This window comes from Reinekea sp. G2M2-21 (assembly GCF_015687175.1).
In the GTDB taxonomy this organism is placed as follows: Bacteria; Pseudomonadota; Gammaproteobacteria; order Pseudomonadales; family Natronospirillaceae; genus Reinekea.
The window spans coordinates 849,079-863,699 of the sequence record NZ_JADPQG010000001.1; the positions used below are offsets into that span (position 1 = coordinate 849,079).

14 protein-coding genes are annotated in these 14,621 nt (G+C 48.3%); 6 read left to right on the forward strand and 8 right to left on the reverse strand.

The genetic code is table 11. The features are described from left to right. Positions 1–33: 33 nt before the first annotated feature. From IYN85_RS03940 to IYN85_RS03950, 3 genes are all read left to right on the forward strand, one after another. Complete coding sequence (locus tag IYN85_RS03940) at positions 34–1,656, forward strand: response regulator (protein WP_196157525.1); 1,623 nt, start codon at positions 34–36, stop codon at positions 1,654–1,656. Between the two features lie 8 nt (positions 1,657–1,664). Continuing rightward, on the forward strand, positions 1,665–2,336 hold the full coding sequence (locus tag IYN85_RS03945) for a sensor histidine kinase KdpD (protein WP_196157526.1): 672 nt from the start codon (positions 1,665–1,667) through the stop codon (positions 2,334–2,336). A gap of 184 nt (positions 2,337–2,520) precedes the next feature. Then, positions 2,521–3,201 carry a TetR/AcrR family transcriptional regulator gene (locus tag IYN85_RS03950; RefSeq protein ID WP_196157527.1) on the forward strand — a complete coding sequence of 227 codons (681 nt, stop codon included), beginning with the start codon at positions 2,521–2,523 and terminating at the stop codon, positions 3,199–3,201. A 6-nt stretch (positions 3,202–3,207) separates the two neighbouring features. Here IYN85_RS03950 and yfbR read toward each other — a convergent pair whose 3' ends face one another. Further along, on the reverse strand, positions 3,208–3,834 hold the full coding sequence (gene yfbR, locus IYN85_RS03955; RefSeq protein WP_196157528.1) for a 5'-deoxynucleotidase: 627 nt from the start codon (positions 3,832–3,834) through the stop codon (positions 3,208–3,210). A 12-nt stretch (positions 3,835–3,846) separates the two neighbouring features. Next, complete coding sequence (locus IYN85_RS03960) at positions 3,847–4,467, reverse strand: metalloregulator ArsR/SmtB family transcription factor (RefSeq protein WP_196157529.1); 621 nt, start codon at positions 4,465–4,467, stop codon at positions 3,847–3,849. Between the two features lie 138 nt (positions 4,468–4,605). Here IYN85_RS03960 and IYN85_RS03965 point away from each other — a divergent pair, with 138 nt between their 5' ends. Continuing rightward, positions 4,606–5,415 (forward strand): HDOD domain-containing protein, encoded by an 810-nt coding sequence (locus IYN85_RS03965; RefSeq protein ID WP_196157530.1) that lies wholly within the window; start codon positions 4,606–4,608, stop codon positions 5,413–5,415. 63 nt (positions 5,416–5,478) lie between these two features. Here IYN85_RS03965 and IYN85_RS03970 read toward each other — a convergent pair whose 3' ends face one another. Then, positions 5,479–5,748 (reverse strand): DUF3461 family protein, encoded by a 270-nt coding sequence (locus IYN85_RS03970; RefSeq protein ID WP_196157531.1) that lies wholly within the window; start codon positions 5,746–5,748, stop codon positions 5,479–5,481. Between the two features lie 263 nt (positions 5,749–6,011). Between IYN85_RS03970 and IYN85_RS03975 the strand changes: the two genes are divergently transcribed. Both IYN85_RS03975 and IYN85_RS03980 read left to right on the forward strand, forming a co-directional pair. After that, a complete protein-coding gene (locus IYN85_RS03975; RefSeq protein ID WP_196157532.1) occupies positions 6,012–6,422 on the forward strand; it encodes a YqaA family protein in 411 nt (136 codons plus the stop codon). Between the two features lie 339 nt (positions 6,423–6,761). Next, complete coding sequence (locus IYN85_RS03980) at positions 6,762–7,064, forward strand: hypothetical protein (protein ID WP_196157533.1); 303 nt, start codon at positions 6,762–6,764, stop codon at positions 7,062–7,064. A 172-nt stretch (positions 7,065–7,236) separates the two neighbouring features. Here the strand turns inward: IYN85_RS03980 and bioA are convergent, their stop codons facing one another. The 5 genes from bioA to IYN85_RS04005 all read right to left on the reverse strand — a co-directional run bounded on the left by bioA (position 7,237) and on the right by IYN85_RS04005 (position 14,209). Further along, positions 7,237–8,514 (reverse strand): adenosylmethionine--8-amino-7-oxononanoate transaminase, encoded by a 1,278-nt coding sequence (gene bioA, locus IYN85_RS03985; RefSeq protein WP_196157534.1) that lies wholly within the window; start codon positions 8,512–8,514, stop codon positions 7,237–7,239. A gap of 84 nt (positions 8,515–8,598) precedes the next feature. Further along, positions 8,599–11,484 (reverse strand): valine--tRNA ligase, encoded by a 2,886-nt coding sequence (locus IYN85_RS03990; protein WP_196157535.1) that lies wholly within the window; start codon positions 11,482–11,484, stop codon positions 8,599–8,601. Between the two features lie 105 nt (positions 11,485–11,589). Beyond that, a complete protein-coding gene (locus tag IYN85_RS03995; protein WP_196157536.1) occupies positions 11,590–12,123 on the reverse strand; it encodes a hypothetical protein in 534 nt (177 codons plus the stop codon). After that, positions 12,120–12,554 carry a DNA polymerase III subunit chi gene (locus IYN85_RS04000; RefSeq protein ID WP_196157537.1) on the reverse strand — a complete coding sequence of 145 codons (435 nt, stop codon included), beginning with the start codon at positions 12,552–12,554 and terminating at the stop codon, positions 12,120–12,122. Before IYN85_RS04000 ends, IYN85_RS03995 begins: the two co-directional genes overlap by 4 nt. Positions 12,555–12,739: 185 nt before the next feature. After that, positions 12,740–14,209, reverse strand: coding sequence for a leucyl aminopeptidase (locus IYN85_RS04005; RefSeq protein ID WP_196157538.1), 1,470 nt, complete (start codon positions 14,207–14,209; stop codon positions 12,740–12,742). Positions 14,210–14,621 lie beyond the last annotated feature (412 nt).

The following is a 14,621-nucleotide window of genomic DNA, read 5'->3' on the forward strand; positions in this document are numbered from 1 at the left end:
TAGATTTTATGAATTGCTGCAAGAATGAATGCTATGGATCTGACAAACTTTAAAAATAAAAAAGTAATGGTCGTTGACGACTTTGCCAATGTCAGACGGTCAATAAAAGCACAGTTGATCGATCTTGGTTTAGTTAATGTTTTTGAGGCCTATGACGGAGAGTCTGCCACTAAAATCCTCAAGGAAGCCAAGGTGGATCTGATTCTTTGCGACTATAACCTCGGAAAAGGTCGTGACGGTGCTCGACTGTTGGAAGAATGGCGAGTTCGGAAAATGATGCAGCAAAGCACCATTTTTGTGCTGATTACCGCAGAAACCGCCCGGGATGTTGTGGTTAGCGCTATGGAATTTGAACCGGACGACTACCTGGCTAAGCCATTTACTATGGAAGTATTGGCGAATCGATTGCACCGCTGGTTTGAGCGTCGGCAGGTGTTATTGCCTTTGCTGGTGTCCCTGGAAAAACACGATTGGGCGGCGGTCGCTGATGCCTCAAGGCAAATTATCGAAGAGCACCCTCGCTATCGCTCTATCGCGCAGAAGAACTATGTCGAAGCGTTGTTTCAGTTAAAACAATTCACTCAGGCTGAGCATTTTTTACACGGATTATTGGATAAAAGGTTCGTCAGTTGGGCGCAAACCGCGTTGCATCGTATCGATCTTATACAGAATAAATACGAATCTGCGGAAACCGGTTTTAAGGAAGTGTTACGCAAGGACCCGAATCTGGTAGAGGCCTACGACTATCTTGCCCACTCTTTACAGGCGCTGGATAAAGAAGAAGAGATGCAGGAGTGGTTGGAGCAAGCTGTGCAGAGGGCCCCGAAAAACATTGACCGGCAACGCAAATTGATCCGTATTGCTCAACGCAACCTAGACTATCGCCGGGCGAGTCAAGGCTTGCGCGATGTGTTGAATATGTCCACCGGAACCATGCATGAGCACGTTGGTATTTTTCAGGAATATATCAAAAACCTGCAAGTCGAAGAGCAGAACACCGACAATGACCAGCGCAAGCGTGAGATCACTAAGGAAATTGCCAGCGTTAACCGTCGCATGAATGAGCGATATTCTGCCGACCCAAATTCCCGGTTGTTTAGTAAGGCTCTAACCATTCGTAACTCAAAAGATAAGCTGGCGGCCAAAACACATGAAGCCGTCAATGAACTGCTGGCACAAACGTTTGAACATGTGGATGAGGTGATTGAGGATACGGCTTACTTTATTTGCGAAACGCTCTATGAAGCCGAGCGAGAAAGTGACGCTGACGAGTTGGTAAATAAATTCAAAAAGAAATATCAAGATTACCCAGACATCGTCAGGCGATTCGATGAATTGCAGGCAGAACCGGTGTCGATGGAATCGAGAAAGCAAGCTAAGGCTCTGAACCTGAAAGGCATTGAATTGTATAAAAATAAAAACTATGAGCAAGCCATTCCATATTTTCGTAGTGCAATGGAGTTATCGCCCAGGCACCCAGGTATCATTCTGAATTTTGTTCAGTCCCATATGTTAAGAATGAAAACCGACGGCATTGATGAAGATGAAGTCAATTTATGTCTGGAATACATGAGCAGACTTAAATATCTGCCAGAAGATCACAGTCAGTACGAGCGTTTTGTCAAACTGAACGCAAATCTAAAAAAAATTCAATAGGGTTCCTTATGGATATGCAAACCATCATGGCATCGACGGTGCACGACGTAAAAAATTCATTGGGTCTGATAAACAGTCAACTGAATGATGTGTTCCGGCAACTTCAGAAAACTGACCCGGAAAGCGCGCAGGAAATCCGTCGCATTCAACTGGAGTGCGGTCGGATCAATAACGGCATGGTTCATATGCTCGGGCTGTACAAACTGCATAAAGGAACATTTTTACCGGCCATTGAAGAAGTTTATGTCCCCGACGTCATCAACGATGCTGTCTCGCGCTACAGTGAACTGTTTGATTCGCTCGGAATTGCGTTGACGGTTCATTTTGATGATGAAGAATGCATGTGGTACATGGATGCCAATCTAATTGAAGGACTCTTGGGAAACGTTCTAACCAACGCTATCCGCTATACCAAAACTATGCTGCGCTTTGATATCTGTGAGCGGGACGGTTGGCTGAATATCCGTATGACCGACGATGGAGACGGATACCCGGAAAAAATGTTGAATCTGTTGGATCAACCGGACAGCGTCTGTTTTCAGTCAGGTGCCACAGGCTTGGGGTTGTTTTTTTGCCAGAAAATTGCGGAAATGCATTCGAACGGAGAAAAAAAGGGTTATATACAGTTAACCAATGACCCTCGTAGTAAAGGTGCCATTTTCGATCTGTTTTTACCTTAATGCAGCCCTTAACAACGGTTTTTTATGCCGCCATCAGAGTTGACGTGCCCTATGATAAGCGGCGTTTGTGCGGGATCGGAACCATTGAGTTGCGAAATCAGCGCAATTCGCCCATACCCCATCTGAAATTTATTGTGGTACATTAGGTCAGGATTTTGCCCATAGCCCTAAGAGAGACAAGATTTTGGATACCGCACAGCAACGACTCAATGATGCCTTCCGAACGCGCAAGAAAGCCGGTCGCATACGCCAGCAAAACGAAGCGAACATTTTAAAAGCCGCCGAAATAGAATTCGCACAAAACGGCTATAAAGGGACTTCATTGAATGCCGTCGCAGACCGGGCCGACTTGCCAAAGTCCAACATTCTGTATTACTTCAAAAGTAAATTTGGATTATATGGTGCGGTATTGGCGGATATCCTGGAAATGTGGAATCAAGCGTTCAATGATGCAACTGTCGAATCTGATCCCGCTGAAGTTTTATATAGCTACATTGAAGCAAAAATTAAGTACTCATCAACACATCCATTGGCATCCCGTATTTTTGCCATGGAAATCATTCAAGGAGCCCCCCATTTGGAGCAGTTTTTAGCCAAAGACCTGCACAGTTGGGTGAATGACCGGGGTGACGTGATTCAAGCCTGGATCGATGCCGGTAAGGTCCGCGCCGTGTCTCCCTCTCACTTGATTTTTCTGATTTGGAGCAGCACGCAGCATTACGCAGACTTCGGGACACAGGTCGCATGGGCGTTGGGTAAAGAAAGCTTAGACGACAACGATTTCTCCGAAGCGACCCGCACCTTGGCTGCGATTATACTCGGTGGCTTGGGATTGGATTTACCTTCTCGTGCAAATGCGGGTTAATCCTGACTAACCAGGCGCAGAATAATCCGCTTCATGTTGGCTGAGCAATTCATCCAGCGTTAATTGATAGGATTCCACGAAGTGGCTCATGAAGTAGTCTACCTCCGGTTGATTCAAGTGCCGGATCTGATGTTCGATTTCAGATTCGGCGCGTGAAAACTCTTGGTTTCCCGCATAAATTTCTGCCTGACATTTCAGGTATGCGCTAATCAAATCCGCAGATTTCACCAAACGGGCAACGTCCGGGTGAATTTCTTTGTGCAAAAGAAATTTACGGAAGGAACCCTGAAGTGGGGTTGGTAAAAGCGACAAAATTTCTTGTTCTGCTTCGTCCTCGATGCGTTTATAGGCATCGGTAATGGTGTCGGAATGGTATTTGATCGGGGAGGGCAGATCACCGGTAATAATTTCACTGCAGTCGTGATACAGGGCCGTTGTGGCGACTTCATCGGGCGTGAACTCGTCGGATGGTTTGTTTAAAATCTCAAATCGGATGATGGTCAGTGCATGGGCGATGGTGGCAACCTGCCAACTGTGTTCCATGACATTTTCTTCGATAACATTGCGCTTTAAGCCCCAACGTTTTATCCATCTTAAGCGGTCTAAGTAAGCGAAAAACCGGAAAGTTGCCATAGTTACAGATCCTTATTTTTGTTTGATGTCATACCGGCACCGTTGCCCTTCTGACAGCAGGTGTTCACTTCGGGTCACTTCAAAATCGTCCCCCAGCGACTGTCTGAAAACCGATAGCTCTGAAGAGCAGAAGCCCTGACAGTTTTCAGCCGCCGCACAGATAGGGCAATGGTGTTCAATTAATTGCCAGCTGTTTTGATCGGTTGCAATCACTTCTGCCATGTACCCTTCTTTGGACCTTTCTGCTGCCAGTCGCTGAACTTTAAGCAAAGGATCATTCTGGTCAGCAAGAGCCTGTCGGTATTTGAGCAAGGCGTTTTGCTCGCGAGCGGCTATTAATTGATCGACTCCGTCCTGTCCAAAAATTGTGCGGATATTGTTCAACAGTTCAATCGAGAGATGGTCGTATTGCTGCGGAAATTGTAGGTGCCCTGCGCGGGTCAGAAACCAGAATCGCTTGGGACGACCACGACCTTCCTTTACTTCCCGGAAACTGACCAATCCCTGTGATTCCAGGCGTTCCAGGTGTCCACGTGCCCCCATGCTGGTTAAACCAGTTCGGTCAGCGGCTTCCTGCGCCGTTAACTCGCCGTCCGTTTTCAAACTGTTCAGAATGGCTTGTCGTTCACTCATATGTCGCCCAGATGGTTATCTACGGTCATTTTGCCACAGTCTGATAAACTATGCCGCTGAGAGCAATCCTTAACTGCGGCGAAGCCAAAAACTCTAGCTATACTCACGTCTAAATGCTGAATTTTCTGTGGAGTTTGAATGGATCACACTGTTTTCAACCGCATGGTAGAGTCGCTCAGTCAAAACCGGTTGGTTTTACCCGCGTTTCCGCAAGCGGCAATGCGGGCGAGGGAGGTGGCCAGTTCGGACGATGCTTCCGCTATTTCAGTTGCCCGAGAAATCGCTAAGGACCCGGCATTATCAGCACGGATACTAAAGGTTGCCAACAGTTCGCTGTTTGGTTTCAGCTTCAACACAGGTAGCCTTCAACACGCAATCAGCCGAGTCGGCTTGGAACACACCAAAACGCTGGTGACTAACTTTGCCCTGATGCAGCTGATGAATCCGCCGAAGGGGGCCTACGGTAACCTGATCCGAACCGTACGCGACCATAGTGTGGAAGTTGCAGCATTAGGCTATGTGATTTGCGAAAAGGGTAAGGCATTCAATGCTAATAAAGCTTTGCTGGGCGGTATGCTGCACGATGTTGGCTACCTCCCTCTTATCCAGTTTTCAAAAAGTGAACCCGAATCGGTCTTGTCGGATCCAGGTTTTTTACCTGGCTTGAAAGATCTGCATGGGCAAGCGGGAAATTTACTGCTGATGTATTGGCAATTTTCACCGGAGTTGGTTGATGTAGTGACGGCTCATGAGTCACTGGAATGCAATCCAGAAAGCGATGTATCTCTGCGCGAGGTGGTTGCATTTGCCAATGCTTTGGTCAATGCACCGGACCCGGATGCTGCGAGTCTACTCACCCAATCTGCGCTGGCTGCGAAACTCAATATCAGTGAAATATCAGATGCAGATCTGGAACGTAAAGACGAAGTGATCCGTTTTTTCGCCTAAATGGAACATTCAATAAAAAATGGCCAGCAAGGGCTGGCCATCGGCTGGGGTATATATGGATAATTAATGGCAGGCGATCTGGTCCAGTTCCTCGATGACATAACGCAATGTTGGGCTGATTTCAGTCATATGGACCTTGGTACGGGTGCCGCTGTCGACAGTCACGATTTTGTGTTGACGAGGATAGATAAACCGGGCAGTTCGCTTAAAGAAGTGGCCTTTCGTGGTCCGGAAGCGAATTTTCAGGATGTCTCTGTTTTTTTCTGTCGATAATGTGTAACCATTGATATTATCAAGGTCGTTAATGCCAAGTGCTAATAGATTGTTGTACATGAGGTTGCTCCGATTTACTGTAAAAAAGTCGGTCTTATCTCTACCCTTGTGAGGTTATGAGTCTGACGTTCAAAGATGGTCGTTAATTCTGCTCATGGCGTACAAATGAACATCTTTGAAAACCAATCAGGCCGTTTCAGTAATCACCTTTTCATGCACGCTAATATAGTCTAATTCACGTTTAGTTACGCCTCTGAAAATTGAGCTGGCGCAATAAAACGACGCTATTTTTCAAAGACTTATACCGGAGTATGATGGTGTTCATGTTTTCTTCGATGTTCCTTGTGTCTTTTGTCTCTGCCACTCTTTGGCCGCTGGCTTCTGAGGCTGTTTTCTTAGCTTACTTGCATCAAAATTCTGACGCTTTGTTACCGTTGTTAATGGTGGCATCGGTGGGTAATACTCTGGGGGCTATGCTTATGTTCGAACTTGCCTATCGATCAAAAGCCTGGGTAGAGCGTCGTTATGGACACAGCGAAGGTGATATGGCGCGGTGGCAAAATCGGCTGAGGTGTTTTGGCTCGCCGTTCTTGGCGTTGTCCTGGTTACCGCTGGTCGGTGATTTTTTACCCATTGGCGCAGGCTTGCTCAAAATGTCGCGCTGGACCAGTTATGGTTGGATCGCCGTTGGGAAAACGGCCCGTTATTCGATGTTGAGTTGGTTAGTTTACTAGGGTCTGTTCACACTCATTTTACAGTGATCGTTGTTTCTAAATGTCGGCCAGTCTAGGCTAGATGAGCTTTGTATGGTTATTCCATATAAGAGAAGAGCAACAATGAATGGCCGGTAAATAGTTACAACCCAAAGGCCCACGCTCCTATTCCCGAGCGTCTGCGTTGTCACTGACTCAGGTGCATTAACTACCCAGCGCGCGTTCCGCTTTGCGCTCTGGAATAGGATCACACGCAGAAGCAGGAAAATGAGTGTGAACAGGCTCTGATCACCGGCAGGATTGACCCGGTCAACCTGTGTTCACGTATTATTAATAGATTTGCCGTTAAAAGAGGACATAATGTTAACTGGTATAACCCATTTATTACCCCGCAGCTACAACCAGACGGACCGTATACAGGGGATGGCCAGGTATATGAATGGAGAAGGGTCATCAAGTGAGCTGATGACACTGCTGCTCATTTTCGCAGGTATGCTTGGCGTTATTCTGGTCTTAAAAATGATTTCCGCGCACAGCCAGCGCAAGCGCGAAGCGCAGTTACGTAAAAAACTGGCCCAGAAAAAGGCCGCCGCTGAAAAATCGGTTGCCGGAAAAGGTGCCTCAACGACATCCGGTCGAGGAAGGGCAACCCGGCTCCGCTAAATCAATTCAAACTCATTCGAGCTACCGTACTTTCGACAAAGCGAAGGGAGTATTGCCGTGAATGGCGGGCCCTTTGCCCAGATACTGAATATTGACTTCAGATATTAATTTGAAATTCGGGTCTTTCTAAACCAGCAGAGATAGACCCTAACCCTTCCGAGCTGCTTCAGACTTAGGATTGTTGCTCCGCGAACGCTCCCATGGTACTTACCACCGTCTGCAATTGAGAAGGACTCATGGAGTAAGCAGGCATAATGTAAACCAGCTTACCAAACGGCCGCACCCAAACGCCCCGTTCGACAAAGAATGATTGCGTTTGCATAACATCGACCGGCTCTCGCATTTCCATCACCCCGATAGCGCCAATGACCCGCGTGTCCGAGACAGATGTCAAGTCTTTAAGTGGGTGCAGAGCGTCAATCAGAGCGCTTTCAATGGTCCGCACCTGCTGCTGCCAGTTCTTGGTTTGTAAAAGCTCGATGGAAGCATTCGCGACGGCACAGGCGAGGGGGTTTCCCATAAAGGTCGGTCCATGCATAAATACGCTCGCTTCAGAAGCACACACATGGTGGGCGACGTCATCCGTAGCCAGGGTCGCTGCCAGGGTCATATAACCACCGCTGATGGCCTTACCCAAGCAAAGAATGTCCGGCGTAACATCAGCGTGCTCGCAAGCGAAGAGCTTGCCTGTGCGGCCAAAGCCGGTCGCTATCTCATCGGCAATCAGCAAAATCTCGTATTGATCGCACCAACGTCGGATGTGGCTGAGCCAAACCGGGTTGTAGATCCGCATCCCACCGGCGCCCTGGACCACCGGCTCTATAATGAAAGCCGCCAGTTCATCCTTTTGGGCCGCTATTGCCTGCTCAAATTGAGCCAACTCCAGTACATCGGGCTCACGGTCAAAGCCCTGTGGGATGTCTCCCAGAAACAGGGATTTCGGTAACACCGATTCAAACAAACTGTGCATGCCGTTTATCGGGTCGCATACACTCATCGCTCCGAACGAATCACCGTGGTAACCATTATTGACGGTCACCATACGGGTTTTCTGCGGTAAGCCTTTGCCTGCCCAATACTGAATGGCCATCTTAAGCGCAACTTCGACAGCGATAGAACCCGAGTCGGCAAGAAAAACCTTCTGCAGTTTTTCCGGGGTCATGGCCACCAGTTTTTTGGCCAATTCAATGGCGGGTTCATGTGTCAGGCCACCAAACATGACGTGTGACATTTTGCTCAACTGCTGGTACGCGGCTTCATTTAATTCGGGAACATTGTAGCCGTGAATTGCCGACCACCAAGATGCCATGCCATCAATCACTTCGGTGCCGTCTTCAAAAACCAGGTTTACACCCGCTGCACGTTCCACCGGATAGCAAGGTAAAGGGTGGGTCGTTGAGGTGTAGGGGTGCCACAAATGGTTTTTGTCAAATTCCAGGTCGATTGTCATAGGTTAGTTTCTCCCGGTTTTGGTGTATGCAGAAACAATGACACCCGCCTGAGCGGGTGTCATATGTTATTGCAGCAGGCTGTCTTACAGGGCGTCTAATTGCGCGACCTGTGCATTCAGATCGATGAGCTTGCTATTCAGTGCCTCGGCTTTTTCTTTTTCTTTAGCGACAACATCATCCGGCGCTTTGCTGATAAACTTCTCGTTCGTCAACTTGCCTTCGATGCGAGCCAGTTCTTTTTGCGTTTTTTCCACTTCTTTCGCAATTCGTGCTTTTTCGGCCGCAACATCGATAAGTCCAGCCATTGGCACCAGAACTTTCAGATGCCCAACCAACGCCTGTGAACTCGCCGGGGCTTGATCTGCGGCTTCCAGCCATTGAATGTTGTCGAGTTTCGCCAACTGTTTCAGGAAAGCTTCGTTTTCCTGATATCGACGTTTGTCTTCAGCATCGCCATTCGCCAGTAAAACAGAAATGGCTTTACTCGGTGCGATATTCAGTTCGCCACGAATGTTGCGAACCCCCATGATCACACCTTTAACCCATTCCAGGTCAGCTTCAGCAGCACTGTCGATGCTCGCATTGTTCGGCATTGGGAAAGGCTCCAGCATGATAGAGTCGCCCGTTTCTCCAGATACAGGCTTCAGACTCTGCCAGATTTCCTCAGAAATAAACGGCATGATGGGGTGTATTAACCGCAACAATGCTTCGAGGACACCGACCACGGTTTTCCGTGTTCCCCGTAATTGAGCGTCGGTGCTGTTTTCATTCCAGAACACTGGTTTCGACAATTCCAGATACCAACTGCAGTATTCGTCCCAAATGAAGCTGTAGAGCGTCTGGCTCATCAGATCAAAACGGTATTGTTGGTAATGCTTATGAACTTCGGCTTCCAGTTTCTGAAAGCGCGAGCGAATCCAGCGGTCCGCCAGCGAAAATTCCATTTCGCCACCATGCTGACCGCAATCGAGTGGCGCACCGAGTTCGTCGCTGCCTTCGACCTGTGCAAAAGTGTTCATCTGCACCAGGCGTGCGGCGTTCCATAATTTGTTACAGAAGTTCCGGTAGCCTTCTAAGCGTTTGACATCAAAATTAATGTCACGTGACAAGGAGGCTAGCGAAGTCAACGTAAAGCGCAATGCATCCGTTCCAGATTCAGCGAAGCCGTCCGGAAATGATTTTCGTGTATTTTTTTCAATTTTTGCAGCCAACTGGGGCTGCATCATGCCACTGGTTCGTTTACCAACCAGCGTTTCCAGGTCAATACCGTCAATCAAGTCGATTGGGTCAATAACGTTGCCCTTGGATTTGGACATTTTCTGGCCGTTTTCATCACGGATCAGACCCGTCATATAAATTTTCTTGAAAGGAATGATGCCTTTGCCGTTTTCATCTTTGATGAAATGCAGGGTCATCATGATCATGCGGGCAACCCAGAAAAAGATGATGTCGAAACCGGTTACCAGGACATCCGTCGGATGGAAGCGGCGCACCATGTCCATGTCGTGTGGCCAACCGAGCGTTGAGAATGTCCATAATGCAGAACTGAACCAGGTGTCGAGTACATCTTCATCTCGTCGCAGTTCCAAAGATGGGTCCAGTGTGTACTTCGTGCGAACTTCTTCTTCGCTGCGACCAACGTAAACGCCGCCGTCCTTATCGTACCAGGCAGGAATCTGGTGACCCCACCAGAGCTGGCGTGAAATACACCAGTCCTGAATATTATTCATCCAGTTGTAATATTCGTTCTCGTACATCTTGGGCACGAATTCGATGTCGCCGTTTTTAACGGCATCAATGGCCGGCTGTGCCATTTTGGTAGCAGCCACGTACCACTGATCGGTGAGCCAAGGTTCGATCACGTCATGCGATCTATCACCGCGGGGAACCATCAGGGTATGGTCTTTGATGGAGTCCAGCAAGCCGAGTGCGTCGAATTCAGCGACGATTTTCTTACGTGCATCGAATCGATCCAGGCCAGCGTAACCGTCTGGCAAGGTACCGTCGAAATCTTCCAGTGCTTTACCGCTGTATTCAAAAGCTTCGGCGACAGGTAAGACGGCTGCGCTTTTATCAAAAATATTGATTAATTGTGCGCCGTTACGCTTGCCGACTTCATAGTCATTGAAGTCGTGCGCGGGCGTAATTTTGACGCAGCCGGTTCCAAAATCCATTTCTACATAGTCGTCGGCGATGATAGGAATGCGTCGGCCAACCAAGGGCAGTTCAACATATTTACCCACCAGAGCAGTATAACGCTCATCGTCTGGATGAACGGCGACTGCGGAGTCTCCGAGCATGGTTTCTGGGCGAGTCGTGGCAACAACCAGATAGGATTTGCCATCTACCGTAGTCACACCATCGGCTAATGGGTAGCGGAAGTGCCACAAAGATCCCTGTTCTTCTTTGTTTTCTACTTCAATATCTGAAATGGCCGTATGAAATTTGGGGTCCCAGTTAACCAGGCGTTTACCCCGATACAACAGGCCTTCATCGAACAGTCGTACAAAGACTTCACGCACCGCTTCACTCAGACCCTCATCCATGGTGAAGCGTTCGCGGGTCCAATCCACGGAGTCACCCAGGCGACGCATTTGAGAAGAGATGGTCCCTCCTGACTGAGCTTTCCATTGCCAAACTCGGTCAATAAAGGTTTCCCGGCCCAGATCATGTCGGGTTTTACCGTCTGCAGCCAATAGGCGTTCTACCACCATTTGCGTGGCAATGCCGGCGTGATCGGTCCCGGGTTGCCACAACGTATCCCGGCCCATCATACGATGGTACCGCGTTAAGGCGTCCATGATGGTTTGCTGGAAAGCATGACCCATGTGCAGCGTGCCCGTGACATTTGGCGGCGGAATCATAATGCTGTAAGGGGCGCCATTGCCGCTGGGTTGGAAGTAATTGCTTTGCTCCCAATGTTCGTAATGTTTAGTCTCGATCGAACTTGGCTGATAGGTTTTTTCCATGAGGGTCTAGATCTCTTTCTCGGTCGTGTGGTTAGTTGGCACAAGTCTGCCGATTATACATAGATGATTTGCTCAGGTCAGGGGTGTTGCGCCGAACAGGGGGGCTTATTCACCGGAATCAGGTTTGGCTTGCGGTTCATCTTCCGATTCGTCGGCTGGATCCTGGCGGTGTTCAAAGCTTTTTGGCAATGGCAGTTCATGCTCTATATACCATTGGCCGACCAGGTCCCGAAAATCCTGTTGCAGACGATTGCGCAATTCGCTTTCAAAAATCTCCATATATTGCGATACCGAGTTTTCGACCCACGAATCGAACATGGCTTCCATCTGTTCAATGATAACTTCCGGGTCCGGCGCTTTCGGTGGTTCTGCCAATATTTCCTCAATCGATTTGACCGGCGCCATGTCTGCCAGTTCTTGTGCGGCACGGGCTTCGGCTTCATTGCGGATTTTTATCAACTCTGATAATGAAGAGCTGGACAAGAACGGGTTTGACGGGTTGACCGTTGTAGGGGCCCGGTGCCCGACGATTTCTTCAAGCGTGGGGATTTCAGTTTTTGATTCCGCTATTTTATCGAGGCTTTTACGTATCGCCTCTAAATCTTCAATGAGTGTTCTTGGGCTGGATTGATCGGTCATGGTGCAACCCGGTCTCGCAAGTCATGACGCTTTAATGCATAACCATGATCATTATAGTATCGATATCGATCACGACTGGCATTGAGTCGGTCCGGATGTTGGCTGACCAGCTCGAAGACACGTTCAAAACGCGAAAAATAGGGCGGGATATCTGAACGCAGATTTACCAGCACATCGTGGTGATCACCACACGTATCGGTATGGGTAATCTGTAGGCTGAAGTCATTGCTGTCTATGAGAGTGTGAGCCAGGAAAGCCTCCGGTTGAAACCCCCACAACGCCTCACTGACTTGGTTGGTTTGCTGATTATCTTTAGTCGCGATCAACACTCTATGCGAACGATTTAATGCTTTCTGAACCAGGCGGGCCACGTAGTGGAACACATCTATTTCTTGGTCTGTCGGTAAGATGTGAAAATCTATTTTGGTCATAATTTGATCATTATTGGCACGCTGAATAGCCCTGAATTCTAAAATGAAATGAACCAATTCACAAAGCATTGCTGATTGTGAATTGCTCAACCTCTGGCATGCCCAGGTAATAAGGCTTTGCTCCAGGCCTGTAGGGCATAAAAAAGCAGGCACTATGGCCTGCTTTGGTCTGGGTTCGCTTTATCTTACTGAATTCGATCCAGTAGGTATTGGGTTAACATGCCCACTGGGCGGCCGGAGGCTCCATCTTTGGCGTTACTCCAACCAGTACCGGCGATGTCAAGATGGGCCCAAGTGTAGTTTTTGGTGAACTCCGAAAGGTACATTGCGGCCGTGATGCTGCCCCCAGCGCGGCTACCCACATTTCGGAAATCCGCATATGGTGATTTCAACTCTTCTTTATAGTCATCCCAAAGAGGCATTGGCCAGCCTCGGTCCCAAGCTGCCTTACCCGCGCTTAGCAGTTGCTGCTGCAAATCATCAGAGTTTGCGTAAACCGCCGTAGCGTGGTGGCCGAGGCCGATGACGATAGCACCGGTCAGGGTCGCGATATCAATGACGCTGGCCGGATTAAAACGTTCCACGTAGGTTAAGGTGTCGCACAGGACCAAGCGACCTTCGGCATCGGTGTTTATGATCTCAACCGTTTTGCCGTTCATGCAGGTCACTACATCGCCAGGGCGGGTTGCGCCACCACTGACCATGTTTTCTGCCGTCGCCACTACACCAATCACATTTAGTGCCGGTTTTAGCTCGGCAATCGCATTCATGACGCCAAAGACAGAGGCCGCCCCTAACATGTCCCACTTCATTTCTTCCATGCCTGCAGCAGGTTTGATGCTGATGCCGCCGGAATCGAAGGTCAGACCTTTACCCACTAATACGTAAGGTTGCTGACTTTCACTGCCACCATTGTATTTTAAAATGATTATTTTGCCGGCTTTTTCACTACCACGGGAAACGGCCAAAAATGCACCCATACCCATTTCTTCCATCTGCGATTCTTCGATAACCTCCACTTCGATTTCATCGTAGGCGTCAGCCAGATTGGTCGCTTGCTCTGCCAGATAGGCTGGGTCACACACATTCGCCGGTAGATTACCCAGCTCCCGAGCCAAGTTAATGCCATGAGCCATCGACTTACCGGTTTTGATGCTCAACTCGAGATTCTGCTCGTCTGCCAGTAACGACACAGAGGTCAATGTAGTCGGTTCCGCCTTAACACTTTTGGTTGCATCGTATTCATACATGGCCGTCAGTAATGATTCAACCGTCTTTTCAGCGCACCACTGTGCCGTGTGATTCGCAGGTTTGATGTCATCAATAGGAATGGCAATTGACGTGGACGATGTTTTCTTGACTTCTGCTGCCAGGCTTTTAATGGTTTTAATAAATGCGTTTTCGTTGAATTCGTCTCGCTTGCCGCAGCCAACAATCAAAATGTTTTGCGCTGGCAAGTCAGCATGGCCAAACAGAGACGTGATATGTCCGCTAGTGGACTTGATGATTTTGCGTTCCAGCAGTGAATCAACCAAATTGCCATTTGCCTTCTTTAGGGCGGTGAAGCTGGCCGATTCGGCGTTATCAAAATAGAAAACGGCCAATAGTTCCTGTGCAACCTGGTTATAGTCTGGAAGTGAAGCGGTAATTTTCATGGTCTAAACCCATTTTTAATTGGTTATTAATGGTGCGGTTGAATCACGCGTTGGCGAACAAGGCTAACTGTTGAGTCGTTGCCAATCATCGCATTATGGTTGTTATCGTGTTCAACTCTGGTTAATGACGTCTGCAGTAACAGTTTTATGATTGGTGTTTGCAAAACACACTGTTTACAGGCGTTTCTCAGAGTAGCCATTGTCGTGTCGATTTCTGGAATTACAACCGTATCAATACAGGTAAACTCTCAATTCTCTAAAGACTGATTGATTCGAGTATCGAAACGTAAACAGGCCCTTACAGGAAAGCTTAGACGAGGTCAGGCAAATGTACGCTTTTAGCTGCATGTTTAGATGAAACTAAACAGTGTAAGAAGTTGTTTGAATTAAGACACAAAAGTACTTTAACTGG